Source organism: Agrobacterium sp. DKPNP3, assembly GCF_052686535.1.
In genome coordinates this window covers 33,813-58,785 of the sequence record NZ_JBQYSN010000001.1, presented here as the reverse complement: position 1 = coordinate 58,785, position 24,973 = coordinate 33,813, and the positions used below count along the sequence as shown (strand labels likewise).

Below are 24,973 nucleotides of genomic sequence, written 5' to 3'. Positions count from 1 at the left end.
TGCCGTCAGTGCTACAGTTGGATGACCGTGTTACGGCTGAGCTTCCTTGTCGCCACTGTTTTGAGAGTGTTGCTCACAGTTTGGCGTGCAGGATAGAACGGTGCGCTCCGTCTGGCGGAAGACGCGAACCGTATTGCCCTCGTCGATGGAGACGAGAATGCGTTCATCGAGAATCGGATTACCATCGGCATCCAGAAGCACTAGATTGGTCGTGCCGAAACTGCGGCCCGTCAGAACAATCGTGGTGGCATCGGCGACCGTGGCATCAGCGACCTTGGAGTTACCAACGATGACCTTGCTGACGGCGCGATCAAGACGAAGAACGCGGGCGTGGTTCATCGAAACCCGCAAAATCTCGTCCTGAGCAAGGGCAGGCTGCAGTGATGCCGACAGCAAGGCGGACACGCCGACCACGATTTTCGCCAGTTTTCCGTATGACACGCCTTCGGCCCCTGCTTATGCCCCACTTTGCTCCTCCAAGAATGCGTGTTTTTAGTGAATTAAGGGTTAAATGAAGCGCATTTGCCGCTCGCAGTTGGAGGCTGGCGTCATGTATTGGCACCTCGCTGATCCCGCTACGCCTCAAAACTGTACAGCTGAAGCGTTGCGCAAGAGCGGAGGAGCTTCAAGGAACACCCTCAGCATCGCTGCAATATATTCATTTATCAGCAAAAATAAAAATACACAGAATACTTTTTGTATTTATTTACCACGTGAAACTCATCATGGTGTTTACTTTGAATTAAGCGTTTTTTTTAAGCGCTTGGAAATCGCTCCGCTGTAGCTTGAGCCCAACCGAACAACGGAAAACAGTTGTCGGCGTGCTGAACCAAACAAGAGTTAGGAGAGACCCATGACCAAGATTTTCACTCGTTTTCTCAAAGACGAATCCGGCGCGACCGCCATCGAATACGGCCTGATCGCAGCGCTTATTTCCGTTGCTATCGTCGGTGGTGCTGGCATCGTCGGCAGCAAACTTAAGACGACCTTTGATTACATTGGCACTCAGTTTACGAATTCCAAGGCGGCAACCGGCGGCGCTTGATTACTGGAAGCACAGTGCAGGTGATGTTCCAGCTGGAACATCACCTGCTTTATTTAATTTAGCTGGGAATCATACTTATGGTTGTTGCCGCGATTTTTCTCATCGTCCCGCTCTGCCTAAGTTTTGCTGCCTTGAATGATCTCTTTAGCATGACAATCCCGAACGTTATATCAGCCGTGCTTTTGCTTTCTTTCGTTATTGTTGCGCCACTGGCGGGAATGGATTTTCAGACACTTTCATTAAGCCTTGCTGCGGGAGTGGCCGTATTTACTGGCTGTTTCATGCTCTTCGCTACCAACGTAATGGGGGGAGGCGATGCAAAGCTCTTGACGGGGGCAGCGGTGTGGTATGGCTTCAACGTATCTCTACTAGAATTTCTTCTCGCGGTGACAATGCTGGGCGGCGTCTTGACCGTCGGCATCTTGCTCTTGCGTTCACGTTCGCAGGAGATTATGGCGATCGGCATCCCAATTCCGGATTCGTTGCTGGTCGCGAAGAAAATTCCATATGGAATCGGCATCGCGATGGCCGGGCTGATAACCTACGGTGAGGCGCCGATCGTTAAAGCAGCAATTGCAAGTCTTAATTAGACAAAGAGCCGCTCAATCTTTGTTTACGGCTTCTTAACCGTAATCAAAAGCAAAATATTAACCATAATTATACCAATCACGCGTCATCCTGAGAGCAGAAAAATCTGATTCCCTCAAGGATCGAGCATGAAGCCGTCGCGCATTGTCATTCTTTCCGTTGCCTTGGTCGCAGCCGGTCTCGCCGGTGTTGTCGCCATGCAGATAACAGGCACACAGCAGGTTATCGAAAGAGCGGAAACGATCATCCAGAAAGAGCCGACGGTCAACGTTCTTGTCTCCTCCGTCAATCTGCCGGTCGGTAGCCGGCTTAACGATAGCTCCGTGCGATGGACACCATGGCCGAAGGGCAATGTCGTTGATAGTTTCATCACGGACGCGAAGAGGCCCGACGCCATCACCGAGCTTGCTGGCGCGGTCGTGCGACTGCCTTTGTTTGAAGGTGAGCCTATCCGACCGGAAAAAGTCGTCGATTCCAGCACCCGCATCATGTCTTCGCTCCTGCCGGCTGGCAAACGCGCGGTGGCCACCGAAATTTCCGTTGCAACCGGAGCAGGCGGATTTGTTCTTCCGAACGATCGTGTCGATGTCATCATGGTCCGCAAGGGCGACAATAACAACTTTCTGACAGAAAACGTGCTGAACAACGTCCGTGTCCTCGCGATCGATCAACAGATTAAGGAAGGTGAGGACGGAACGTCGGCCGTCGTGGGGGCCACAGCGACGCTGGAGCTGACCCCTGAACAGGCAAAGATCATAACCGTGGCGCAACAGATGGCGGATCGTCTGACCCTTGCTCTTCGCTCCGTATCGGACGCGCAGGAAAACGACACGCTTTCGGCGGGCTATCTTCTCAACGGTGGTTCTGGCCGACCGGAGATTCAGGTCATCAAATCTGGCTCGATCATAAAGGGCGGTCAAGGAGCATCACAATGACCGGGGGTACCATGTCTAAGCGTCTCACCGAGCACCTGCGGTCATCTTTTATGGGCGGCCTTGCTTTTTGCGTGGCATTCTCGGGCATTCCCGGCCCTCATGTGCCCGATGCTCTGCGGTTGGCCGAGGCAAAGGCGCAGAGCGCGAGCATCGTGCGGATAACGGAGAGTGGCAACGGTATTCGTAAACGCCTGAAGCTCGGGCTCAACAAAGCACTGGTCATCGACCTTCCGGATGATGCGCACGACATTCTTGTTGCCGATCCGACACTCGCGGATGCGGTTACACGTACATCAAGGCGTATCTATCTGTTTGGCAAGCTGGTCGGCCAGACAAACATTTTTATTTTCGGCGAAGGCGGTCGCGAAATCGTCAGCCTCGATCTTGAGGTCGAGCGGGACATCTCGGGTCTCGAGGCCAATATCAGACGCTTCATCCCGGAATCTGACATCAAGGTCGAGATCGTTTCCGACAACATCGTGCTGAGCGGTAGTGTCAGGACGCCGCAGGATTCCGCCCGCGCGGTGCAGCTTGCTGAGGCCTTCCTCAAAGGCGGCGAGGCCACGACCCGCAATATCTCCCTTACCGGTGGCGATAATGGCGGCGACGCGGCTATATTCGCCGAAGCCCGGCAGAAATCCCAAATTGTCAACATGTTGACGATCGAAGGGGAAGATCAGGTAACCCTAAAGGTTACTGTTGCGGAAGTCAGCCGGCAGGTTCTTAAGCAGCTCGGTTTTAGCGGCAGCGCGTTCGACGGCACGAACGGTATTACGTTCCAGAACCCATCGAACTTGGGGAATGCCGCTGGCTTGACAAACAGTCTTGGCGGCGTCCTTCCGCTCGCTTCGAAATCGATCGGCGGAATGGTCTTGAGCACGTACATCAATGCCATGGAGCAGGCCGGCGTCATGCGAACACTCGCTGAGCCCAGCCTTACAGCGATATCGGGTGAGCAGGCGAAGTTCTACGTCGGCGGCGAGTTCCGCCTGGCTGGCTCTCAGGAAGTCGAAGTTGATAAAGACACCGGTCGTCCAACCGTGAGACGTGAAACAAATACCGTTAACTACGGAATCGAGCTCAATTTCAGACCTGTGGTGCTCTCTCCTGGGCGCATAAGCCTGAAGGTCGAAACAAATGTTTCTGAACCTACATATGAAGGTAACGTCGTCTCCGGAAACAATACGCGAGGCATAGCCGGCACCACATTCATGTCGCTACGGAAGCGTGAGGCGTCGACGAGCGTCGAACTTCCTTCCGGTGGGTCGATCGTCATCGCTGGGCTGGTTCAGGATAACATCCGTCAGGCGATGTCCGGACTTCCCGGTATGTCGAAGATTCCGGTTTTCGGTACGCTTTTCCGCAGCAAGGACTTCATTCGAAACGAGACTGAACTGGTGATCATCGCAACGCCCTATCTGGTTCGGCCTGTTGCCCGTAACCAGATCGCGCGCCCCGATGACAACTTCAATCCAGAAAACGATGCCGCCATGTATTTCATGAACCGCGTCAACAAGGTCTATGGCCGCAAGGACCAGGTTCAGGCAGCGCCCTACCAAGGCTCCGTGGGGTTCATCTACAAATGAAGACGAGCACAACACATCCCCAACCCGATTTCGCAGCAAATCTGGCCCGCGCAGGTGACATCATGCACGTAAACACTCACCTCCATCTGGCACGGCGGATCGGTCTTGCGGCTGTCGTCGCAGTTGTCGCAGGGCTGCTGCAGGGCTGCGCGCGCGACCCGATGACGACCAACGCCATTCCCGATGATTATCGCACCCGCCACCCCATTACGCTTTCTGAAGCAGAGCATTCGCTTGATATACCTGTTTCTGGCGGTGATAGCCGATTGACCACAGCGATGGCTGACAATGTGCGCGGCTTTGCGCAGAACTATGCTTCCATGTCGACAGGCGTCGTCAATATTCAAATACCATCGGGCTCGGCCAATTCCGCCGCGGCATCGCGAATGGCTAAACAGATCCGCTCCACTCTTTCCGGTGCGGGCGTGGCGCCGGGCAAGATCATGCAAACGCACTACGCCGCCTCTCCCAACGGCGATTCAGCGCCGATCCGCCTGAGCTATGTCGCCGTTACTGCCATGACCGGACAGTGCGGCCAATGGCCCGAAGATCTTTCGGACAATACCTTTGCCAACAAGAACTGGTACAATTTCGGCTGCGCCTCGCAAAGCAATCTCGCAGCACAAGTTGCAAACCCGATGGATCTGGTTGGCCCGCGCGGTATGAGCCCGATCGATGCCGAGCGCCGTGCGGTTGTTATCGACACATACCGCCAGGGTAAAAACACGGCGACGACAAATTGATGCGGCTCCAGAATTCGCCACGGCAGGAAAGACAATGAGCGCTGTAGAATACGATATCAACCCAAGTGGCGGACAGGAAGCCGAACCGCTCTTGCGCGGGTCCGACATGGATCGGCTGCGGCCCTTGCCGCGGATTTCCGTTCACGCGTTCTGCGTCAGCGACAATATGCAGGGCGTGATGGATGCCTTGTCCAGCGACCGGCGCATGAGCAAGGTTACCCTGCGGGTGACGAAGGGCGATATCAACGCGGCGGCCACCATGTTTTCCGCTTCGCCCACGCCCAATCTCATCGTTCTGGAAACAGCGAGCTCGCCCGCCTCGCTGCTCGATGACCTTGCCCCACTGGCTGAGGTCTGCGATCCATCCACACGCGTCATCATCATCGGCCGTCACAACGACATCACACTTTATCGCGACCTCATCCGCAACGGCATTTCCGAATATCTCGTTGCGCCAATCAATATGGCCGACCTGCTCGGGTCGATAGCCGCTATTTTTGTCGATCCTGAAGCGGAACCGCTCGGGCGCAATATCGCCTTCATCGGCGCCAAGGGCGGCGTTGGTTCATCCACCATCGCGCATAATTGCGCCTTCGGCATATCGAGCCTTTTTTCGACAGAAACCATTCTGGCGGACATGGATCTGGCCTACGGCACCGCCAATATCGATTTCGATCAGGATCCCGCGCAGGGGATGGCTGAAGCGGTCTTTTCTCCAGAGCGGCTGGACGAGGTTTTCCTTGATCGCCTGCTGACGAAATGTTCCGATCATCTCTCGCTTCTTGCGGCGCCGTCGCTTCTCGACAGGACCTACGATCTGGATCGCCAGGCGTTCCTGCCGATCCTTGAGGTCCTGCAACGCACCGCGCCGGTCGCGGTTCTCGATCTTCCTCACCAATGGTGCGACTGGACGAGAGCCGTTCTTTCAGAAGCTGACGAGGTCGTTATCACCGCGGTTCCGGATCTCGCCAATCTGCGCAACACCAAGAACCTGTTCGATGCCCTGATCAAGCTGCGGCCGAACGACAAATTACCGCATCTCATCCTCAATCAGGTCGGCATGCCGAAAAGGCCTGAAATCGCACCCGCGGACTTCCTCGAACCCCTGGAGATCGAGCCGATCGCGGTCATCCCCTTCGACGCGCAATTGTTCGGAAACGCTGCCAATAGTGGGCGTATGATCAGCGAGCTGGACGAAAAATCCCAGACGGCAGAGACGTTTTCGCAGATCGCCCACACCATCACTGGCCGCACGGTGCTGCGCAAAAGCAGACGCGGTGGCCTAGAAAAACTGAAGAATATTCTCAAGCGCAAGTAGGTCTTTTGCCTGCGTTGTTAGACGGAAACGCCGATGTTCGGAAAACGCGGGCCTGAGGGCCCAGTCAGAAGCACGAAACCGGATCTTGTTGCGCCTGTCCCCGTGCAGACGGTGATGGCGCCTGAGCCCCGTTCCGCGGCAATCGATACGCTTGAACCCGGCCAAAAACCCGTGACGCGTCAAGCCCCGGCAACCGCATCCCCGGCGCAGAGAAAACGCGCCCGGACGGAAGAATATTACAATACCAAGAGCCAGGTGTTTTCGGCTCTCATCGATACCATCGACCTTTCGCAGCTCGCCAAACTCGACGCGGAAAGCGCGCGTGAGGAAATTCGCGATATCGTCAACGACATCATCACGATCAAAAGTTTTGCGATGTCGATTGCCGAGCAGGAAGAGTTGCTAGAGGACATCTGCAACGACGTTCTCGGCTATGGTCCGCTGGAGCCGCTTCTCGCACGCGACGACATTGCCGATATCATGGTCAACGGTTCCGGCCAGACCTTTATCGAAGTGGGTGGAAAGACCATCGAGTCCGATATCCGCTTTCGTGACAATGCGCAGCTGCTTTCCATCTGCCAGCGGATCGTCAGTCAGGTCGGCCGCCGTGTCGATGAATCGAGCCCGATCTGCGACGCGCGCCTGCCGGATGGATCGCGCGTCAACGTCATTGCTCCGCCGCTTGCCATCGACGGTCCTGCACTCACAATCCGAAAATTCAAGAAGGACAAGCTGACGCTCGATCAGCTCGTGCGCTTTGGAGCGATTACGCCCGAAGGCGCGACATTGCTGAAGATCATCGGCCGTGTCCGCTGCAATGTCGTCATCTCCGGCGGCACCGGCTCGGGTAAGACAACGCTTCTTAACTGCCTGACGAGCTTCATCGACAGGGACGAACGTGTCATCACCTGCGAAGACACCGCCGAACTGCAGCTGCAACAGCCGCATGTCGTGCGGCTCGAGACACGGCCGCCGAACATTGAAGGAGAGGGCGAGATCACGATGCGCGATCTCGTCAAGAACTGCCTTCGTATGCGGCCTGAACGTATCATCGTCGGCGAAGTTCGCGGACCGGAGGTTTTTGACCTGCTGCAGGCCATGAACACCGGTCATGACGGCTCGATGGGAACGCTGCACGCCAATACCCCGCGCGAATGCCTCAGCCGCATCGAATCGATGATTGCGATGGGCGGTTTTACGCTGCCGGCAAAGACCGTCCGCGAAATCATTTCTGGATCCATCGATGTCGTCGTTCAGGCGGCGCGTCTGCGAGACGGGTCACGTCGGATCACGCAGATCACCGAGGTGATCGGCATGGAAGGCGATGTTATCGTCACCCAGGACCTGATGCGATACGAGATCGAGGGCGAAGACGCCAACGGCAAGCTGATCGGCAGGCATGTCTCGACCGGTATCAGCAAGCCCCATTTCTGGGATCGCGCCCGCTATTACGGTGAAGAAAAACGGTTGGCGGCCGCGCTCGATGAAATGGAAAAGATGTCCTAACGGGAAGCGACGGCCATGGACCCGACGATCGTATTACTGGCAATACTCGTCGCCATCTCGGCGGGGGCCTTTGCTTATGCGTTTCTCTTTCAGCAGATCGAGGTCGAAAAAAAGACGAGCAGCCGCTTCAAGCGTGTGAAGGCCGCCGAGACGGATCACGCCAATATCAAGGCGGCGCGCGACCGTGTGCAGGAACTCAGCAAGCGGCGTAAATCCATGCAGGACAGCCTGCGCGATATGGAGAAAAAGCAGAACGAAAAGGCGAAGAAGGCAAAGAATGTCAGCCTGCGCGACAAGCTGGTACAGGCTGGGCTGGGTATTTCCGCCCGAAAATTCCATATGCTGACCATCGGCGCAGCTGTCTTTTCTGTTCTTATCGCTCTGCTTTATGACCTGTCCCCGCTCATCGCTCTACTCATCGGACTCGTCGCGGCACTGGGACTACCCCGATGGACACTCGCATTCATTCTTAAGCGGCGGCAAAAAAAATTCCTCGCGGAATTTCCCAATGCTCTCGATGTCATGTGCCGCTCGATCAAATCGGGGTTGCCGCTAAACGACGCGGTTCGGCTTATAGCGTCAGATGGCCAGGAACCCGTCAAATCCGAATTCCAGCGTGTCGTCGACGCACAACAGGTGGGCATCGGTATTCCGCAGGGAATAGAGCGCATGATGCTGACCATGCCGTTGTTTGAAGTCAGCTTCTTCAGCACCGTCATCAATATTCAAGCCCAGGCGGGCGGCAACCTTTCGGAAGCGCTTTCCAATCTCTCAAAGGTATTGCGTGACCGCAAAAAGATGCGCGCCAAGGTGAACGCCCTTTCGATGGAAGCGAAAGCGTCCGCGGTTATCATCGGCGCCCTGCCGTTCATCGTCATGATGCTGGTGCATTTCACCTCGCCGGACTATCTCTCGATCCTTTTCACCGACTTGCGCGGGCACATCATTCTGGGCGCGTCCGGGCTTTGGATGCTGATCGGGATATTCATCATGCGCCAGATGATCAATTTCGATATTTGAGGTCGCGGCATGACAGGAAATCTTCTTTCTAGCCTCACCAATCCCCAGACGATCGTCGCTGCTCTCGTCACTCTGGCTGTCTTTGCGACGCTTTACACGCTGATCATGCCATTTCTGGAGCGAAAAGACCTCGCCAAGCGCATGAAAGCGGTCTCGTCGGAACGGGAGTTCATTCGAAGCCGCGAACGCGAGCGGCTTTCGACAGCCACGCGTGACGGCAGGACATCGCTTCGTGGCAACAACAACAAGTCCGCCAGGCGCATCGTTGAAAAATTCAATCTTCGCGAAGCGCTTGCCGACCAGAATACGATGAACAAACTGCGTGCGGCCGGCCTGCGCTCGCAGAATGCCTTCAACACTTTTCTCGCGGCCCGATTCATCCTGCCGTTCATCTTCCTGGCCGTGGCATTCACCTGGGTTTTTGTTCTCGGGAACCTCGCCGACAAAGCGTTTGTATTTCGGCTGATGGCGGTGCTGCTGTTCGGATATATCGGCTTTTACGCCCCCAACATCTATGTCTCGAACCGCATGAACAAGCGGCAGGCATCGATAAGGCGGGCCTGGCCCGATGCGCTCGATCTGATGCTCATCTGCATCGAATCAGGCGTCTCGATGGAGGCTGCCATGCGACGTGTTGCCGAGGAAATGGGTGAACAGTCTCCTGAGCTTGCGGAAGAAATGATGCTGACGACGGCGGAACTTTCCTTTTTGCAGGACCGGCGTGTCGCTCTTGAGAATTTTGGTCAACGCACCCAGCTGGAAGGGGTGAAAAGCGTGGTGCAAGCTCTGATTCAGGCCGAGCGTTACGGTACGCCGCTCGCCCAGGCCCTTCGCGTCCTCGCGCAGGAAGGGCGCGACGAACGAATGAATGAAGCAGAAAAAAAGGCGGCAGCGCTACCGCCTAAATTGACCGTACCCATGATCATATTTTTCCTGCCGGTATTGGTTGCCGTCATTCTTGGCCCGGCGATCATCCGCGTTATGGACACGTTTTGACATTGATGCCGTTGACGATGACGATGACGATGACGATGACGATGACGATGACGATGACGGCGCCAACATAAGTTTGATTGCTTTAGCAACCCCATGTTTCAACCCGCGGTCTTGGGGTCCTTCTTCGCCAGCTGCTGCCAGGAATTCTGCTGTGAGAGCATTGCCCGCAGATAGCTGAGATTGGCTTGGGCCTGCTGCGCGGAGAGTTCCTGCACCGCGATGCGTTCCGCTTCCGCAAACCGGCCCTGCAGACCGACGACGAGCGCGAGGTTCTGGCGGACGCGGCTGTCGGCGCCGGGCTGGGCGATGGCCGATTGCAGATAGGTTTCGGCCGTGCGCGGATCGCTCGACAGGACATAGGACATGCCGAGATTGGACAGGACGCTTGGGTCGTTGGGCTTGAGGTCCAGCGCCTGGCGATATCTGGAACGAGCCTCGTTCGAGCGTCCAAGCTGGTCGAGCACGGCGCCTTCGGCGGAGTAGAGCCGCCAGTCGGGACGATCGGGGGTCTGCGCCCGCTGGATGGTTGAGAGCGCCTGCTCCAGCTGGCCGGCTGCGGCCTGCGCCTTGCCGTAGGCGGCAAGAACCTCGCGGTCCGCCGGGTTGGCGATCGCGATCTGCTGCATCACGGCGAGCGCCTGCGTATTCTTGCCCGTCATCATCAGCACGCTGGCGTAGTTCATGCCGACAGATTTGTCTTTAGGATTGCGTTCATAGGCTTTACCAGCGCTTTCTTCGGCCTGGCGAAGCTGATCCATGTTCATGCGGTCATAGGAGCGTGTGGCGGCAGGGATGGAGCCGGTTGACATGCGATCCGGCTTGTTCGTGCTTGCGCATCCTGAAATCGCGACAGCCAGTGCCGCGAGACATGCTCCCCGACGTAGTCCTGTTTGAGCTTTGGTCACCAAAGAAAATGCAGTCACGGCAGCGCCCCCGCCCAAGAATGATCGATCTTGCGCCCGACACACGACAGACTCACATGACGCAACTTTCGCTTAAGCAATAATCTGTTAACCCTAACAGAGCGTTAATCGCACCGATTCACGAGAGTTACGGAAACATCCCATGGCGCCTTATCAGTTCATCGAACGTGCTACCCCTTTCAGCTCGAAGGCCGGCAGCACGTTGCCCGTTTTTGCCGTGACGCCGGCCCATATCGAACAGGGCGCCATCGACCCCGTCGCACTTGACTGGGCCAAAAAGGCTGGCTTCAAGGCCGAAGCCGGCGCCATCCTGCTCGTCCCCTCCGCCGACGGATCGCTCGGCGGCGCGCTTCTCGGGTTGGGTGGCAATCCTTCCGAGATACCCTTCATTACCGGCAAGCTGGCGCGTGACCTGCCTGAGGGGGAGTGGCATATCGAAACCGCACCGCTGACGGCCAATCGCCTCGCGCTCGGTTTCGGCCTCGGCAGCTATCGCTTCGATAAATACAAGACCACCAAGACAAACGGGGCAAAGCTTCTCATTCCGCAGGACGCTGAAGATGGTGAGATCAAACGCGTGTTAGCCGGTGTCTTCATGGCGCGCGACCTCATCAACGTGCCGGCCAACGACATGGGGCCGGATGAGCTCGAGATCGCATTCCGCGCGCTTGCCGCCCATTACAAGGCGAAGGTGAAGGTCATCACCGGCGACGATCTGCTTAAGGAGAACTTTCCCCTGATCCATGCCGTAGGCCGCGCCAGCGAAAGCGCGCCGCGGCTTCTGGAAATGAACTGGGGCAAGAAGGGCAATCCGCGCCTCACTCTGGTAGGCAAGGGCGTGTGCTTCGATACGGGCGGTCTCGATATCAAGCCTGCCGCTTCCATGGCGCTAATGAAGAAGGATATGGGTGGCGCTGCCAATGTTCTTGGTCTTGCGCTGATGATCATGGATGCGAAACTGCCGGTCGATCTGCGTGTGCTCGTACCCGCGGTTGAAAACTCGATCTCTTCGAATGCTTTTCGTCCCGGCGATATCTATAAGAGCCGCAAGGGGCTGACCGTGCAGATCGACAATACCGACGCCGAAGGCCGCCTCGTTTTGGCGGATGCTCTGGCCTATGCGGACGAAGATGCGCCTGATCTGATGATCGACATGGCGACGCTGACAGGTGCGGCGCGTGTGGCGCTGGGGCCCGATTTGCCACCCTTCTATACGGATGACGAGGATCTGGCGCATGATATCGCGGAAGCCAGCATCGATACGGATGATCCGCTCTGGCGCATGCCGCTTTACATGGGTTACGACAAGGATATTCGCTCTCGGGCGGCCGATATCACCAACGCGCCGTCCGGCGGCATGGCCGGATCTATCACCGCCGCCCTGTTCCTGAAGCGCTTCGTGACGAATACCAAGCGCTGGGCCCATTTCGATATTTACGGCTGGTCGCTCAGCGAGCGGCACCACTCATCGATCGGCGGTGAGGCACAGGGCATTCGAGCGCTCTTCCGATACATCACGCAACACTTCGCGAAGTAATCCTATCCACGCTTTGTCGGGCGCTTCCAAATCAGGAGCGTCCGATCGCGACGCGAGGCATCGACTGTCCGCTGCGTTTGCCCTCCAGCGAAAGCGTCAAACCAGAACTTTTTGTTCCTTGTGATCTTCCTGGCCGAAGAACTTGAGATAGCGCTGCACCTCGGCCGGGTCTCCGGTTGCCTTCTGCGGATTGTCCGAGAGCTTCACCGCGGGGCGGCCGTTGGCGTCGCTGACCTTACAGACGATGGAAATCGGCTTGAGGCTGGCAATGGTTTTGGGCGCACAGCCGGCAAAATCGTTGGTGAGGTTCGTGCCCCAGCCAAAGCTCATGCGAACCCGGCCTTCGAAGTGCCTGTAGGTGTCGATGATGGCGTCGACATCCAGACCGTCGGAGAAGATCAGCATTTTCTTGCGCGGGTCGCGGCCCATCTTCTGCCACCACTCGATGATCTTTTCACCGCCCTCGATCGGCGGCGCGCTATCAGGACGGAAACCGGTCCAGTCTGCCACCCATTCCGGGGCATTGCGCAGAAATGCAGCGGTGCCAAACGCATCCGGCAGCACGATCAACAGGTTGCCGCCATAGAGCCGGTTCCAGTCCTTCAGAACCTGATAGGGGGCAGCAGCGAGCTCCTCATCCGTCTGGGCGAGTGCCGCAACCACCATCGGCAGCTCATGGGCGTTCGTACCGACGGCTTCCAGATCGGAATCCATGGCGAGCAGGACGTTGCTCGTACCGGTAAAGGCTGGGCCGATGCCTTCTTTCAACGCCTCGACGCACCAGCGCTGCCAAAGAAAGCTGTGGCGGCGACGGGTCCCGAAATCGGAGATGCGCAGCCCGGGAAGTTCCCGCAGCCGTTCCACCTTCTCCCACATCTTGGCCTTTGCGCGGGCATAGAGGACATCGAGCGTGAAATATCCGAGCGAACGCATGGCGCTGCGCGAACGCAGCTCGTTGATGATGGCGAGCGCCGGGATTTCCCACAGCGTCGTATCCATCCAGCGGCCGTGGAAATTCAGCTCATATTGCCCATCACGCTTGAAAAGCTCGTATTCCGGCAATTGATAGCTGGACAGCCAGGAGAGGAATTCAGGCTCGAAAATCTGCGAGCGGCCGTAAAAGGTGTTACCCGCGAGCCAGATATTCTCCTTCTTGGAGAGGCGAAGGGTGCGTGCGTGATCGAGCTGTTCGCGCAATTCCATCTCGTCGATCTCTTCCGCCAGCCGCACGGTTTTCGTGCGGTTGATCAGCGAAAAAGTCGCATCGACCTCCGGATAAAGCTTCCAGATCATCTGCAGCATCAGAAGCTTGTAGAAGTCCGTATCGATCAGGCTGCGGACGATCGGGTCTAGTTTCCAGGTATGATTGTGGACGCGGGTGGCTATATCGGTCTTCGTCATACTTGCATTCCCCAATATCGGCCACGCACGGAACTGGCCGATGTCACTCCCACCCGGCAGGCGCGAACCTGTCATGCCAAAGATTTATCTGAAAAAGCAACAACAAGTCCAGAGCACTGGCAACGGCAATTGATGGCCGCCTGCCGGTGACCGATGTTCTGTGCAGAGGTTAGGGAGTGAAACCGGTTCAGAAGGTTGGATCAACCGGGTTGATGCCTGGATACCAGTCCTTGGAGACGGGATTTTTGCCGCCGAAGCTGGAAATGCCGTTCTCGTCGGTGCAGCGATAACCCTGAACGGGAAGCCCGCGGCTGCCAAAGACAGTGCGATAGGGCCCGCGTGCATATCCCGTTACGCCCAGTTCGCTATGGCACGTATAGCGTACTTTCGGCTGCAGCGTCTTCGGATCCTTCACACCGGGCAGATTGACATAGGCGTCCGGCGCCGGGGCGAAACCATTCTGAAACACGGTCTGTGCCTCAGCGGATACGCCCCAGAGTGCAACCGAGAAGATCGCTGCCAATCGTATTGCCGTTCTTGTCTTCATCGATACCGGTCCCGTGCCATCACTCTATTGATGTAGGCTGTCGGGAAGGTCCACACAAAGGCGTTGCGGCCACAATTTCGTGAGGACCACCCTCAGCCTTCCAGGCGGCGGAAAGCCGTCGGCCTGTCGTAAAGCCAACCGATGCGCTCAATGGCCGCATCGAGGTTTTCGCGCGCGACATTCATCGTGTGGCCGTTAGCGTGTAGCAGCGTTTCCTCGTTTTCCATCAGGCCGACATGGCCCTTCCAGAAGACGAGATCACCGCGCCGCAATTCGTCGCGCTCGATTTCAACGCCCAGAGACTTTACCTGCATATCGGTGTCGCGCAGAACGCGGCGGCCCGTCATCGCCATGGACAACTGCACGAGGCCGGAACAATCGATCCCGAAGCCGGAGCGACCGCCCCAGAGATAAGGTGTTTCGATAAAGCGCAGCGCCACCGCCACATAGTCGTCGTCAAGCGCTGCATCCACCGCCCGGCAATGGGCGGCGATGATACCTTCGCCTTTTTCGGTCATAAAATAACGGGTGCCCCGCGTCTCCGCCTCACCGACGATGCGAACGAGGCTACCCATGGAGAGTGCAGCGACGGGCGGCTTGCGCAACTCGGCGGAGGGATAAAGGAAGGTGCGCGGCGCGACGATCTGATGCGTGGCTACAGTAACGTCGCCGAGAGACGCTTCCGGCACATAACCTGCGTAGCCATCGACATCCGCCTGCACCCAGGCCCAGCCATCAGCCCTGTCGAAAACGCGCACCGTCTCGCCGCAGAGAAGCTCCGTGTCGATGCCGGTCGCGAGATCGGGATTGGGCCGCAGGCCGATGACCGCTGCGGTGATCTGCGCGGGCGAACCGCTGACGAAACGGTCGGCCTTGACGACACCCTGCAATTTTTCATCAGCGAGGTCGGGGCGGAAGACGTTGAGGCGGCGGTCGAGCATCATGATAGCATCCAAAAGTTAGATCTTGCGTGCCTGATCAATAATCAGATCGCCGAATTTTTCCAGATAAAGCGCACCGGCAACGGTGCGTTTTATCACGACGTTGCGCCTGTCGCGCTCATCGCGAACCCGATCGACCAAACCGAGCGCCCCCAGACTGTCGAGCGCCCGCGTGATGACCGGCTTTGTAACCCCGAAGATCGCGGCAAGCCCTCTGACGGTGTGTGGCGGCGTGACAAGGTAAATTTGCAGCAGGATGGCGGTCTGACGCAAGGTCAAATCCGGCTGATCGTCAATGACCTGCGCCGTGGAGACGCGGTGCCAGAGCCCAAGGGCCTCGGTTGGCGACAAATGTGCAGGCAAGCCTTGCCCCCTCCAGTCGTTATGCCACCGTTTTCATTCAACCGAACGAAAAACTCAAGAACCATACCGCACAAACAGAACCGCCGCACGGCGCAGACCCGAAGATCGCGCGGCGCGGCGGTTTGTTGACCCGTTTTCGAGCCATGCGTCCCCTCTGGACTTAGCAAGCAAGAAGCAGGAAGTGTGCCAGTTTTACTTTAGGGAGGAATAGCTTGTAAAAACAGTCTGTTAGCCGCATTATCGCTGCGCGGCGAAATTTTGCACAATATTCAAAATGCGGTGAAAACAGGCAAAAAGCGGTTCAATGCTTAAATACTGCCTTCCGCCGCAACAGCGGAAGGCATCGATAGTTCGGATCAGATTTCCGCGCCGCGTGCCGCATCCGCAGCACCGGCACTCTGTTGCCGGTTATAACGGATGGATGACCACAGCGAGATGCCGATCAGGGTCGCGCCGCCAAGGCCGGTAATGACCTCGGGGATATGAACCATTGTCTGCACGTACATGATGACGGACAGGATCAGGATCGCATAGAAGGCGCCGTGTTCCAGATAGCGGTATTCGGCAAGCGTCCCCTTCTCCACCAGCATGATGGTCATGGAGCGCACATACATGGCGCCGATGCCGAGGCCGATAGCGATGATGAAAAGATTCTGCGTCAGTGCGAAAGCGCCGATTACGCCATCGAAGGAGAAGCTGGCATCCAGTACTTCGAGATAAAGAAACGCACCGAAGCCGCCCTTTGCCGCCCCTTCCAGCATTTCCTGGCTGCGATCGAGAATGCCGCCGACCACTTCCACCAGAAGGAAGGTCAACAGACCCCAGATCGCGGAATGGAAGAAGGTATTGGCCGCGACCGGACCAAGTTCAGGATTTTCGCTGGCGCCGATGATGCGGGAAAAGATCAGCATCACGACAAGTACGAAAGCGATTTCAATGCCCTTGACGGAAGAATAGGTCGCAGCCTTTTCCTCGATCCAGCGCACCCAATGCACGTCCTTCTCATGGTCGAAGAAGAAGTTGAGACCGACCATCATCAGGAAGGTGCCGCCAAATGCCGCGATCGGCAAGTGAGCGTCACGCATGATTTCCGCATAACGTTCCGGCTGGGTGGCTGCCATGACGATCGCCGTCCAGGGGCCGACATTCGCGGCGACGACAACGATCAGCAGCGGAAAGACGATACGCATGCCAAAAACGGCAATCAAAATACCCCAGGTCAGGAAGCGATGCTGCCAGACTGGCGTCATGTCCTTCAGCTTGTTGGCATTGACGATGGCATTGTCGAAGGAAAGAGAAATTTCCAGCACCGCCAGAACGACGCAGATGAAGAAGATCGTGGCCGTGCCGCCGACCGTGCCGGTCATTTCCCAGCCAAGATAGCCGCCGAGGATCAGACCGACGACAGTGACGATAAACGCCCACTTGAAGTAGGAGAGCGTGGTTTTCTGGGCGGCGCTCATGTCCGGTCACCATTCATGACGAGGACGGTCGCGGGCCGACGCAGGGCGTCCGGCCGCACGCAGAAAGCACGCGCGCGAAGCACATTCAGGTTTTTCATAGTTTTTAATCCGCCGGCCAATTTTGCAGGCGGTACCGACATCACGAGAGCGCCGTAAAACTCTCGCCAGAGGGGCCCGGCACCTTTGTTTCCTCTGCCCATGCGAGACAAATCATCGCAGGGCCCCTTCTTACTCACTGAAGATCACGCCGTCGTCAAGTCCCGTGATTGTGAGCTTGGCTGACGGCGACGATCAAACCTGCTCCGCCGCCAGTCCCGCCGCCGTATCGCGGCGTCGTTTGAGGGCGTTTTCGCGGAAGAAGATGTAAAGGCCGGAAAGAACAATCAGGCCGGCACCGATAACGATGCTCGTCTGCGGCACGTCACCGAAAAACAGCCAGCCGAAAATGACAGCCCAAAGCAGCAGCGTATATTGCAGCGGCGCGACCGTCGCGGCGTCGGCAAGTTTGAGCGCCCGGTTGACGAGCACATGGGCCGCCATGGCCACAACGCCCAGCAGGCCAAGAAATGCCAGATCAAAGCCGGACTGTACCGGCAACCATCCGGCCGGTGTTACCAGTACCGCGACGATACCTGCCAGACCCGCGCCAATGATCTGCCAGAATGCCAGTACCGTATCCGGTGTGTTGCGCAATTGCCGGCCGGACAGCATCATGAAGGCGAAAGCGGCACTGCCGAGAATGGAAAAGAGTGCCGCGGAGGTGAGGCTTGCCGAGCTAGGCTTCAGAGCGATGAGAACACCGACGAAACCGATGGCAATGGCCGTCCAGCGACGCCAGCCAACCTTTTCGCCAAGCAGAAATGGCGACAGCGCGGCAACGTAGATTGGCGCGGCTAGCCAGTAGGTCATGACGTCAGCCAGCGGCAAGGCGGCGACGGCGAAGTAGAAACAGAAAAGCTCGGCGGTGGAGAAGAAAACACGCGCCGCCTGAAGGCCGGGCCGCTCGATTTTTACGAGTCGGGAAACGCCGCCCCTCCAGACGATCGGAACGAGAATGACAAGCGCCGCAGCGCTTCTGATCAGGATGACCTGACCCTGGCTGTAAGTCGACACGAGCCATTTCCCCATGGCGTCATTCAACGCAAAAAGCAGCATTCCAAGCAGCATTACGGCCACGCCGAGGCCAGTCGGCGATAGCTTCTTCATCATAGTCGACATGTCAGATTCCGATTTCTCCCAATAGCTGCATTGGTCGTCCACCGGGCGGCCCATTGTCAAGCCCGGAAACGCCCCTTGGCGCAAATAATATTACTAATAGGCCTCAAGCGAAGATCCGCCGTTCGTCAGCGACGAGTTCCTGAAGAAAATCAACGACCGTGCGGACGCGAACAAGCTGTCGGGCCGATTCATGATAGGCCGTCCAGTAGGATCGGTTAATGCTGATCTCAGGCAGGATTCGCCGAAGTTCCGAATACTGGCCAGCAATGTAATTGTGCAGTATGCCGATACCTGCGCCTGAACGTACCGCCTCGGTCTGGCCGGTGGCGCTCGAAATTTCGAAGGCCGCGTCCCAGTCGCGCATGATCTCGCCGGTAAAGTTCAGTGAAGGGGAGAAGATCAGATCCTCGACATAACCGATCCGGCGGTGGCGCTTTAGCGCCTCGACTTCATCAGGCGTCCCGTATTCAGCCAGATAATCCGCCGAACCATACAGCCCAAGCGAGTAATCCGTGAGCTTCGAAAACATCAGCCTGCCCTGTTCCGGTCGCTCGATGGTGATGGCGATATCGGCCTCGCGCTGCGACAGGGAGAAAGAGCGTGGCACCGGCACGAGCTGGATTTTGAGCTCGGGATAACGGGCCGTCAGCCTGCCAAGCCTTGGCGCGAGGAAGGATACGCCGAGACCGTCAGGCGCGCCGATGCGAACCGTTCCGGCCACGGCAGCATCAACCCGACCCAGATTGGCTTGGGCGCCCAGCATTTCGGTTTCCATGCGCTCAGCCGCCACAAGCAGCCGCTGCCCTTCCTCCGTCAGTTCGCAGCCATTGGTGCTTCGCAAAAACAGCTGCGTACCGATCGCCGCTTCAAGCGCGGAGATACGTCGGCTGAGGGTCGCATGATTGAGGCCAAGCTTTCTGGCGGCGGAGAGAAACTGGCCGCTCCGCGCCACGCTTAGAAACAAACGCACATCATCCCAGTTCATGAGGAGCCTATTATACGTATTTTTGCACAATGGATGCTTATTTGAGGCGATTGATTTGTGCAATTCGAAAGGTAATGCTGCGCCATCTTATTCTGGAGGAACACCCATGAAGGAAATCGGTCATTTCATAAACGGCAAGCATGTGGCGGGCACCAGCGGCCGCACATCCAATGTCTATAACCCCGCCACCGGCGAAGTGCAGGCGACCGTTGCGCTTGCGAGCGATGCAGAGCTTCGCGCTGCTGTTGAAAGCGCAAAGGCGGCACAGCCCAAATGGGCCGCCACCAATCCGCAACGCCGTGCGCGCGTTTTCTTCAAATTCGTCGAACTTCTGAACCGCGACATGAATGAGTTGGCCGTTCTGCTTTCCAGCGAACATGGCAAGACCGTTGAGGATTCCAAGGGCGACATCGTCCGTGGCCTCGAAGTTTGCGAATTCGTCTGCGGCATTCCGCATCTGCAGAAGGGCGAATTCACGGAAGGCGCCGGCCCTGCGATTGACATGTATTCGATCCGCCAGCCGGTCGGCATCGGCGCGGGCATCACCCCGTTCAACTTCCCCGGCATGATCCCGATGTGGATGTTTGCGCCGGCGATCGCCTGCGGCAACGCCTTTATCCTCAAGCCCTCCGAGCGCGATCCGTCGCTGCCGATCCGCCTTGCCGAACTGATGATCGAAGCCGGTCTTCCGGCTGGCATCCTCAACGTCGTCAACGGCGACAAGGGCGCTGTCGATGCCATCCTCACCGATCCCGATATCGGCGCGGTCTCCTTCGTCGGTTCGACGCCGATCGCACGCTATGTCTATGGCACCGCCGCCATGAACGGCAAGCGCGCGCAATGCTTCGGCGGCGCGAAGAACCACATGATCATCATGCCGGATGCCGATCTCGATCAGGCTGTAAACGCGCTGATGGGCGCCGGTTACGGTTCGGCCGGCGAGCGCTGCATGGCTGTTTCCGTTGCGGTTCCGGTCGGCGAAGAGACGGCAAATCGCCTCGTTGAAAAACTCATTCCGCAGATCGAGGCATTGAAGATCGGTCCCTATACGGACGACAAGGCCGATATGGGGCCGCTCGTCACCAAGGAAGCGCAGACCCGCGTCAAGGGCCTGATCGACAGCGGTGTCGAGCAGGGCGCAAAGCTTCTGGTCGACGGCCGCGACTTCAAGCTGCAGGGCTATGAAGACGGCTATTTCGTCGGTGGCTGCCTGTTCGACCACGTCACGCCCGACATGGACATCTACAAGACCGAAATCTTCGGACCGGTTCTGTCGGTCGTTCGCGCCAAAAACTATGAAGAGGCGCTGGAACTGCCGATGAAGCATGAATATGGCAACGGAGTCGCCATTTTTACCCGTGACGGCGATGCGGCCCGCGATTTCGCAAGCCGCGTCAATATCGGCATGATCGGCATCAACGTTCCGATCCCTGTTCCGCTTGCCTACCACTCCTTCGGCGGCTGGAAGGCTTCGAGCTTCGGTGATCTCAACCAGCATGGCACGGATTCGATCAAGTTCTGGACGAAGACCAAAACGATCACCTCACGCTGGCCATCCGGCATCAAGTCGGGTGCGGAATTCGTCATGCCGACGATGAAGTAAGCCAGTCGATAAGCCAAAAGATGCCCCGCTGTGTTTTCACGGCGGGGCTTTTGCAATCCAGTCTTCGCAAAATCAGTTGGTCGGGCCGTCGTTGAAGCCGACCTCATCCACCAACTCAGAAGCCTCCTTGCGATGGGCGGCAATGTCCGTCAGTGGCAGCTTATCGGGGTTGATCGGGCCGAAGCCTTTCACCACATCTGAAGGCTCTGCGCCGGGCAGCACTGGGTATTCGAAGACCTGCTTGGCGTAAATTTCCTGCGCTTGCCTGGAGGCGAGAAATTCCATCAGCTTCAGCGCATTGTCCTTATTGGGCGCATATTTCGTCAGCGACATGCCCGAGATATTCACATGCGTCCCGCGATCGCCCGCATTGGGGAAGATCACGCGCACGGAGCGAGCCCATTCCTGCTCTTCCGGCTCGCGATCATTGGTCAGCATCAGGCCGACATAATAGGTATTGCCGAGCGCAATATCGCATTCGCCGGAAAAGATCGATTTCGCCTGGCTGCGGTCGGTTCCATCAGGCTTGCGGGCGAGATTGTTCTTCAGGCCGGTCAGCCATGTGCGGGTGTAATCGACGCCGTGATGGGCGATCATGGAGGCGATCAGAGCAATATTATAGGAGTGCTGGCCATCACGAATGCAGATCTTGCCTTTCCACTTCGGATCGGCAAGCTCCTCATAGGTGATCTCCTTCTGGGTCACCCGTTCCCTCGAAGCGTAGACGACCCGGCCACGCGTCGTCAGCCCAAACCATTCGCCGTCGGGGTCCCGCAGATTCGCTGGAATGTCCTTTTCGATCACGGGATCATTGAGGACAGGCTGGGTGACCTTGCCTTCTTTCGCCTCAACAAGGCGAGCGATATCGACCGTCAGAAGCACATCCGCGGGAGAGTTGACACCCTCTGCCTGAATACGCTCCACCAGACCTTTGTCGAGAAACAGGACGTTTGTCTCGATCCCCGTTTCCTTCGTAAAGGCATCGAGAAGCGGCTGGATCAATTCAGGTTGGCGATAGGAATAGACGTTAACTTCGCCCTCTGCCCAGGCGGCAGGCGCGCAGGAAAACAGTGTCATCCCTGAGAAAACGGCAGCGGAAAAGCAGGATTTCAGGCTTGCCATTGTGAATGCCTCCATTACATTCCGATTCTTGACTTGTTTGTTCATGAATCATGCGGGCGGTCAACAAGGCTGTTTGAGAAATCTCGAATAGAAGCCAGTTTTTTCGGTTTCTGGAATTGTTCTAAACTGAAAAAGAGACTATATAACTCCACATTGAGAGTTAGGAGACCAGCATGCGTTTGACCAAACAGACCAACTATGCCGTTCGCATGTTGATGTATTGCGCCGCAAATGAAGGCAAGCTCAGCCGAATTCCAGAGATCGCAAGAGCCTACGGCGTGTCGGAACTGTTCCTGTTCAAAATCCTGCAGCCGCTGAACAAGGCTGGCCTGGTTGAGACCGTGCGTGGCCGCAATGGCGGTGTCCGCCTTGGCAAACCGGCCGAGAAGATCAGCCTGTTCGACGTCGTGAAGGTCACCGAAGACAGCTTCGCCATGGCCGAGTGCTTCGAGGACGGTGCCGTTGAATGTCCGCTCGTGGATAGCTGCGGCCTGAACTCGGCATTGCGCAAGGCGCTGAATGCATTCTTCGACGTCCTGACGGAATATTCGATCGACGATCTCGTCAAGGCCCGTCCGCAGATCAACTTCCTGCTTGGTCTCGATACGGAAATGCCAAAGGTTGCCGCGCTTCCGGCTGCCTGATCATAAAGACATCAATCGAAAACAAAATGCCCGCGTCGGAAACGCGGGCTTTTTTGTCAGATCGGCCTCTTCCGTGATCAGCGCAACGCGCCGACCAGAACGTCGCGACCGTCTTCGATGGAGACCCAGCGGCCGGTATTGAAGGACGCCTGTCGCTTCAGATAGGTGTAGTTGGTATCGGTCCAGAGCTTCACGTCGTTGGTAAGATTGTCGAGAATGTAATCGCCATCCGTCGTGCGAAGCGTCAGTACGGCGTGCCCCTCACCGTCAGGCTTGCGCACCACCGTTATCAGCAGATCGGCGACGGAAAAGCCGCGTTCGACCAGCTTCTTGCGCTTCAGCAGTACGAAATCTTCGCAGTCGCCGGCCGTCGTCGGATATTCCCAGACTTCGTCCTTGCCGTAGATTTCCATGTCGGTCATCGCCACGATGGTGGTATTGACCGTCGTATTGACCTCGCGAATGACATTCCAGCCATAGTCGGTGACGCGCGGTGGCGGCGTCACCTTGCTGCGAATATTGCACTCGTCGGCATATTTCTGACAGAACTCGTAATGGCCGATCGGCTGGGACGTAATCCCGCCCGTCACCATGGAGGGGCTTCCCTTGGTTTCCGCGGTGGCGGAGGCAGCAGTCATTAGCCCGGCGGCAACTGCAAACAGCAGCGCACGCGCCAGCGGTGCGTTCATCATGAAACCCGTCCCTTAAATTCTTAATGAAAAGTTAAGAGGGATCGGGGGTGCGAGTCAATCATTAGCAAACGGCCGCGCTCAAGACTCGCTGAATATGGTTAAGACCGTTGCGGAAATGCCTATATTGCAAGGGATTTCACCGCCGCGAGCATTCGATCTATATCCTGTGGACGCGACAGCCGGTGGTCGCCGTCGCGGATGAGCGTCAGGACGACGTCGTCAGATGGAAGGTGTTCCAGCAATTTTAGAGCGTGCTGATACGGCACATCGGGATCCCGCATGCCCTGCAGAATGTGAACCGGGCACCCCGTGGTGATGATCCCCCGTAAGACGCGGTTCTGCTTTCCATCCTCCATCAGCGCGCGGGTGAAGATGTTCGGTTCGGGGCTATATTCCGAATGCTCCTCAAAATACCCCTTTTCCGAGAGAGAAAGCCGCTCGGCCTCCGAAAGGCTGGGCTCGATCAGTTCCTGTGTGAAATCGGGAGCCGGCGCGATCAGGACAAGACCCGCCACGGTAGGTGCGCCACCCGCCTTGCGCAACTCTTCAACCATGCGCAAGGCAATCCATCCTCCCATAGATGAGCCGACGAGCACGACACGGGACGGGGCCTTCGCCCGAACGACAGCAAGTGCCTCGTCCAGCCACCGCGAGATCGTGCCCTTCCTGAAGTCGCCGCCGGAGGCGCCGTGACCGGAATAGTCCAGCCGCAGGCAGGCAAGCCCGTTCTCAGCCGCGAAACGATCGAGCTCGACCGCCTTGGTTCCCGTCATGTCGGAGCGATAGCCACCCAGCCAGACTATTGTCGGCGCGGTCTCGACTGACGTCGCCTGCCGATGGAGGAAAGCGATGTCGCGGCAGTCATTGTCGGGGCCTACGGACAGGAATTCAACGGCTTGATCGGTCATGTATATGCAATTCTCCTGATTTTGGTGCCATAACGGCGGTATTTTGCAAAAACCGTGACAACAGGTGATCTTTTCGGCCAGATATGCTATTGACTTCGCCACAGCAATAACGACATTTCCGCCGCTTGTACTAAACAAGCTGTTTTTTGCTGACGTGATCCAGAAACAGATCAGGAGAATACGACCATTCGCAGACCTTTCAAAGCCGATGCCCCCGTCAAGGAGGGGCCGCGCTCCAACCGGGAAATTCGGGTTCCCAGAGTTCAGCTTATCGATGAAGAGGGCCAGAACCTCGGTAGCATGCCGACGGATCAGGCTTTGAAAATGGCGGAAGAGGCCGGTCTCGATCTCGTCGAGATTTCGCCGAACGCAGAGCCGCCGGTATGCAAGATCCTCGATCTCGGCAAGCTTAAATACTCGACCCAGAAAAAGGCCGCTGAAGCGCGCAAGAAACAGAAGATCGTCGAAGTCAAAGAAATCAAGATGCGCCCCAACATCGACACGCATGACTATGACGTGAAGATGAAGGCGATGAACCGTTTCTTTGACGAAGGTGACAAGGTGAAGGTAACGCTGAAGTTCCGCGGCCGCGAAATGGCCCACCAGGAACTCGGCATGAAACTTCTCCTTCAGGTGAAGGAAGACACCCAGGCGATTGCCAAGGTGGAGGCCGAGCCGAAGCTGGAAGGCCGTCAGATGATGATGGTTCTTGCCCCGAAATAAGTCTGACGTGCCCCGATCACAGGCGCATATCTGATCCGCGAGGGGAAATTTTCATTCCCCGTTGCGCTTTTGGCCGACTGCGGTTATAAGCGCGCGTCCGAACGGTCCGGCAGGGCATGCCGTGGCCGTTCCTGAATAGCTTGAAATAGGCCTCGTCTGCCTTTTT

The 24,973-nt window shown here is 57.2% G+C and carries 26 protein-coding genes; 14 read left to right on the top strand and 12 right to left on the bottom strand.

What is annotated here, in order from left to right:
• Positions 1-30 precede the first annotated feature (30 nt).
• Complete coding sequence (locus ACUTJJ_RS00310) at positions 31-414, bottom strand: pilus assembly protein N-terminal domain-containing protein (protein WP_445540983.1); 384 nt, start codon at positions 412-414, stop codon at positions 31-33.
• 136 nt (positions 415-550) lie between these two features.
• On the opposite strand from ACUTJJ_RS00310, the gene ACUTJJ_RS00305 reads away from it, so the two are divergent.
• The 10 genes from ACUTJJ_RS00305 to ACUTJJ_RS00260 all read left to right on the top strand — a co-directional run bounded on the left by ACUTJJ_RS00305 (position 551) and on the right by ACUTJJ_RS00260 (position 9,737).
• Positions 551-784, top strand: coding sequence for a hypothetical protein (locus ACUTJJ_RS00305; protein WP_445540932.1), 234 nt, complete (start codon positions 551-553; stop codon positions 782-784).
• A 69-nt stretch (positions 785-853) separates the two neighbouring features.
• A complete protein-coding gene (locus ACUTJJ_RS00300; RefSeq protein WP_445540931.1) occupies positions 854-1,045 on the top strand; it encodes a Flp family type IVb pilin in 192 nt (63 codons plus the stop codon).
• A gap of 77 nt (positions 1,046-1,122) precedes the next feature.
• Entirely contained in the window at positions 1,123-1,635 is a 513-nt protein-coding gene (locus ACUTJJ_RS00295) for an A24 family peptidase (protein ID WP_445540930.1), read from the top strand.
• A gap of 126 nt (positions 1,636-1,761) precedes the next feature.
• Positions 1,762-2,568 (top strand): Flp pilus assembly protein CpaB, encoded by an 807-nt coding sequence (gene cpaB / locus ACUTJJ_RS00290; RefSeq protein ID WP_445540929.1) that lies wholly within the window; start codon positions 1,762-1,764, stop codon positions 2,566-2,568.
• Complete coding sequence (locus ACUTJJ_RS00285; protein ID WP_445540928.1) at positions 2,565-4,154, top strand: type II and III secretion system protein family protein; 1,590 nt, start codon at positions 2,565-2,567, stop codon at positions 4,152-4,154. Before cpaB ends, ACUTJJ_RS00285 begins: the two co-directional genes overlap by 4 nt.
• 62 nt (positions 4,155-4,216) lie before the next feature.
• Positions 4,217-4,897, top strand: coding sequence for a CpaD family pilus assembly protein (locus tag ACUTJJ_RS00280; RefSeq protein ID WP_063949799.1), 681 nt, complete (start codon positions 4,217-4,219; stop codon positions 4,895-4,897).
• Between the two features lie 34 nt (positions 4,898-4,931).
• Positions 4,932-6,215 (top strand): AAA family ATPase, encoded by a 1,284-nt coding sequence (locus ACUTJJ_RS00275; protein WP_445540927.1) that lies wholly within the window; start codon positions 4,932-4,934, stop codon positions 6,213-6,215.
• A 33-nt stretch (positions 6,216-6,248) separates the two neighbouring features.
• Positions 6,249-7,721 (top strand): CpaF family protein, encoded by a 1,473-nt coding sequence (locus ACUTJJ_RS00270; RefSeq protein WP_063949456.1) that lies wholly within the window; start codon positions 6,249-6,251, stop codon positions 7,719-7,721.
• A gap of 15 nt (positions 7,722-7,736) precedes the next feature.
• Entirely contained in the window at positions 7,737-8,741 is a 1,005-nt protein-coding gene (locus tag ACUTJJ_RS00265; protein WP_296066051.1) for a type II secretion system F family protein, read from the top strand.
• A gap of 9 nt (positions 8,742-8,750) precedes the next feature.
• The gene (locus ACUTJJ_RS00260) at positions 8,751-9,737 is read left to right on the top strand and encodes a type II secretion system F family protein (protein WP_209085984.1); all 987 of its coding nucleotides are present in this window, start codon (positions 8,751-8,753) and stop codon (positions 9,735-9,737) included.
• Between the two features lie 98 nt (positions 9,738-9,835).
• Here the strand turns inward: ACUTJJ_RS00260 and ACUTJJ_RS00255 are convergent, their stop codons facing one another.
• Positions 9,836-10,546: a tetratricopeptide repeat protein gene (locus ACUTJJ_RS00255; protein ID WP_063949453.1), complete on the bottom strand. Its 711-nt coding sequence runs from the start codon at positions 10,544-10,546 to the stop codon at positions 9,836-9,838.
• A 256-nt stretch (positions 10,547-10,802) separates the two neighbouring features.
• Between ACUTJJ_RS00255 and ACUTJJ_RS00250 the strand changes: the two genes are divergently transcribed.
• On the top strand, positions 10,803-12,197 hold the full coding sequence (locus tag ACUTJJ_RS00250) for a leucyl aminopeptidase family protein (protein WP_404494307.1): 1,395 nt from the start codon (positions 10,803-10,805) through the stop codon (positions 12,195-12,197).
• A gap of 96 nt (positions 12,198-12,293) precedes the next feature.
• Here ACUTJJ_RS00250 and pncB read toward each other — a convergent pair whose 3' ends face one another.
• The 7 genes from pncB to ACUTJJ_RS00215 form a co-directional block, all read right to left on the bottom strand.
• The gene (gene pncB / locus ACUTJJ_RS00245) at positions 12,294-13,598 is read right to left on the bottom strand and encodes a nicotinate phosphoribosyltransferase (protein ID WP_063949451.1); all 1,305 of its coding nucleotides are present in this window, start codon (positions 13,596-13,598) and stop codon (positions 12,294-12,296) included.
• Between the two features lie 187 nt (positions 13,599-13,785).
• Entirely contained in the window at positions 13,786-14,145 is a 360-nt protein-coding gene (locus tag ACUTJJ_RS00240) for a hypothetical protein (protein WP_296066060.1), read from the bottom strand.
• A gap of 92 nt (positions 14,146-14,237) precedes the next feature.
• A complete protein-coding gene (locus ACUTJJ_RS00235) occupies positions 14,238-15,089 on the bottom strand; it encodes a C40 family peptidase (RefSeq protein WP_445540926.1) in 852 nt (283 codons plus the stop codon).
• Positions 15,090-15,104: 15 nt separating this feature from the next.
• Positions 15,105-15,449: a MarR family transcriptional regulator gene (locus tag ACUTJJ_RS00230; protein WP_063949449.1), complete on the bottom strand. Its 345-nt coding sequence runs from the start codon at positions 15,447-15,449 to the stop codon at positions 15,105-15,107.
• 356 nt (positions 15,450-15,805) lie between these two features.
• Positions 15,806-16,912: a DUF475 domain-containing protein gene (locus ACUTJJ_RS00225; RefSeq protein WP_445540925.1), complete on the bottom strand. Its 1,107-nt coding sequence runs from the start codon at positions 16,910-16,912 to the stop codon at positions 15,806-15,808.
• Positions 16,913-17,203: 291 nt separating this feature from the next.
• Entirely contained in the window at positions 17,204-18,121 is a 918-nt protein-coding gene (locus tag ACUTJJ_RS00220) for a DMT family transporter (RefSeq protein WP_445540982.1), read from the bottom strand.
• A 112-nt stretch (positions 18,122-18,233) separates the two neighbouring features.
• Positions 18,234-19,115 (bottom strand): LysR family transcriptional regulator, encoded by an 882-nt coding sequence (locus tag ACUTJJ_RS00215; RefSeq protein ID WP_445540924.1) that lies wholly within the window; start codon positions 19,113-19,115, stop codon positions 18,234-18,236.
• A 106-nt stretch (positions 19,116-19,221) separates the two neighbouring features.
• Here ACUTJJ_RS00215 and ACUTJJ_RS00210 point away from each other — a divergent pair, with 106 nt between their 5' ends.
• Entirely contained in the window at positions 19,222-20,718 is a 1,497-nt protein-coding gene (locus ACUTJJ_RS00210) for a CoA-acylating methylmalonate-semialdehyde dehydrogenase (protein ID WP_006699765.1), read from the top strand.
• Between the two features lie 72 nt (positions 20,719-20,790).
• Here the strand turns inward: ACUTJJ_RS00210 and ACUTJJ_RS00205 are convergent, their stop codons facing one another.
• Positions 20,791-21,840 carry a Fe(3+) ABC transporter substrate-binding protein gene (locus tag ACUTJJ_RS00205; RefSeq protein WP_063949797.1) on the bottom strand — a complete coding sequence of 350 codons (1,050 nt, stop codon included), beginning with the start codon at positions 21,838-21,840 and terminating at the stop codon, positions 20,791-20,793.
• 173 nt (positions 21,841-22,013) lie between these two features.
• Here ACUTJJ_RS00205 and rirA point away from each other — a divergent pair, with 173 nt between their 5' ends.
• Positions 22,014-22,484: an iron-responsive transcriptional regulator RirA gene (gene rirA / locus ACUTJJ_RS00200; protein WP_063949442.1), complete on the top strand. Its 471-nt coding sequence runs from the start codon at positions 22,014-22,016 to the stop codon at positions 22,482-22,484.
• Between the two features lie 77 nt (positions 22,485-22,561).
• On the opposite strand, the gene ACUTJJ_RS00195 is transcribed toward rirA, so the two are convergent.
• A complete protein-coding gene (locus ACUTJJ_RS00195; protein WP_063949441.1) occupies positions 22,562-23,176 on the bottom strand; it encodes a transglutaminase-like cysteine peptidase in 615 nt (204 codons plus the stop codon).
• Between the two features lie 119 nt (positions 23,177-23,295).
• Positions 23,296-24,084, bottom strand: a complete 789-nt coding sequence (locus ACUTJJ_RS00190) for an alpha/beta hydrolase (protein WP_445540923.1) — start codon at positions 24,082-24,084, stop codon at positions 23,296-23,298.
• A gap of 186 nt (positions 24,085-24,270) precedes the next feature.
• Between ACUTJJ_RS00190 and infC the strand changes: the two genes are divergently transcribed.
• Positions 24,271-24,807 (top strand): translation initiation factor IF-3, encoded by a 537-nt coding sequence (gene infC, locus ACUTJJ_RS00185; protein WP_077224822.1) that lies wholly within the window; start codon positions 24,271-24,273, stop codon positions 24,805-24,807.
• The last annotated feature ends 166 nt before the right edge of the window (positions 24,808-24,973 follow it).

Coding starts and splice junctions, on each gene's coding strand:
- ACUTJJ_RS00195 (WP_063949441.1), bottom strand. CDS start 23,176: ATGATGAACGCACCGCTGGCGCGTGCGCTGCTGTTTGCAGTTGCCGCC.
- ACUTJJ_RS00300 (WP_445540931.1), top strand. CDS start 854: ATGACCAAGATTTTCACTCGTTTTCTCAAAGACGAATCCGGCGCGACC.
- cpaB (WP_445540929.1), top strand. CDS start 1,762: ATGAAGCCGTCGCGCATTGTCATTCTTTCCGTTGCCTTGGTCGCAGCC.
- rirA (WP_063949442.1), top strand. CDS start 22,014: ATGCGTTTGACCAAACAGACCAACTATGCCGTTCGCATGTTGATGTAT.
- ACUTJJ_RS00270 (WP_063949456.1), top strand. CDS start 6,249: ATGTTCGGAAAACGCGGGCCTGAGGGCCCAGTCAGAAGCACGAAACCG.
- ACUTJJ_RS00235 (WP_445540926.1), bottom strand. CDS start 15,089: ATGATGCTCGACCGCCGCCTCAACGTCTTCCGCCCCGACCTCGCTGAT.
- ACUTJJ_RS00255 (WP_063949453.1), bottom strand. CDS start 10,546: ATGTCAACCGGCTCCATCCCTGCCGCCACACGCTCCTATGACCGCATG.
- pncB (WP_063949451.1), bottom strand. CDS start 13,598: ATGACGAAGACCGATATAGCCACCCGCGTCCACAATCATACCTGGAAA.
- ACUTJJ_RS00305 (WP_445540932.1), top strand. CDS start 551: ATGTATTGGCACCTCGCTGATCCCGCTACGCCTCAAAACTGTACAGCT.
- ACUTJJ_RS00265 (WP_296066051.1), top strand. CDS start 7,737: ATGGACCCGACGATCGTATTACTGGCAATACTCGTCGCCATCTCGGCG.
- ACUTJJ_RS00285 (WP_445540928.1), top strand. CDS start 2,565: ATGACCGGGGGTACCATGTCTAAGCGTCTCACCGAGCACCTGCGGTCA.
- ACUTJJ_RS00240 (WP_296066060.1), bottom strand. CDS start 14,145: ATGAAGACAAGAACGGCAATACGATTGGCAGCGATCTTCTCGGTTGCA.
- ACUTJJ_RS00210 (WP_006699765.1), top strand. CDS start 19,222: ATGAAGGAAATCGGTCATTTCATAAACGGCAAGCATGTGGCGGGCACC.
- ACUTJJ_RS00205 (WP_063949797.1), bottom strand. CDS start 21,840: ATGGCAAGCCTGAAATCCTGCTTTTCCGCTGCCGTTTTCTCAGGGATG.
- ACUTJJ_RS00250 (WP_404494307.1), top strand. CDS start 10,803: ATGGCGCCTTATCAGTTCATCGAACGTGCTACCCCTTTCAGCTCGAAG.
- ACUTJJ_RS00260 (WP_209085984.1), top strand. CDS start 8,751: ATGACAGGAAATCTTCTTTCTAGCCTCACCAATCCCCAGACGATCGTC.
- ACUTJJ_RS00275 (WP_445540927.1), top strand. CDS start 4,932: ATGAGCGCTGTAGAATACGATATCAACCCAAGTGGCGGACAGGAAGCC.
- ACUTJJ_RS00280 (WP_063949799.1), top strand. CDS start 4,217: ATGCACGTAAACACTCACCTCCATCTGGCACGGCGGATCGGTCTTGCG.
- ACUTJJ_RS00220 (WP_445540982.1), bottom strand. CDS start 18,121: ATGATGAAGAAGCTATCGCCGACTGGCCTCGGCGTGGCCGTAATGCTG.
- ACUTJJ_RS00190 (WP_445540923.1), bottom strand. CDS start 24,084: ATGACCGATCAAGCCGTTGAATTCCTGTCCGTAGGCCCCGACAATGAC.
- ACUTJJ_RS00295 (WP_445540930.1), top strand. CDS start 1,123: ATGGTTGTTGCCGCGATTTTTCTCATCGTCCCGCTCTGCCTAAGTTTT.
- ACUTJJ_RS00215 (WP_445540924.1), bottom strand. CDS start 19,115: ATGAACTGGGATGATGTGCGTTTGTTTCTAAGCGTGGCGCGGAGCGGC.
- ACUTJJ_RS00225 (WP_445540925.1), bottom strand. CDS start 16,912: ATGAGCGCCGCCCAGAAAACCACGCTCTCCTACTTCAAGTGGGCGTTT.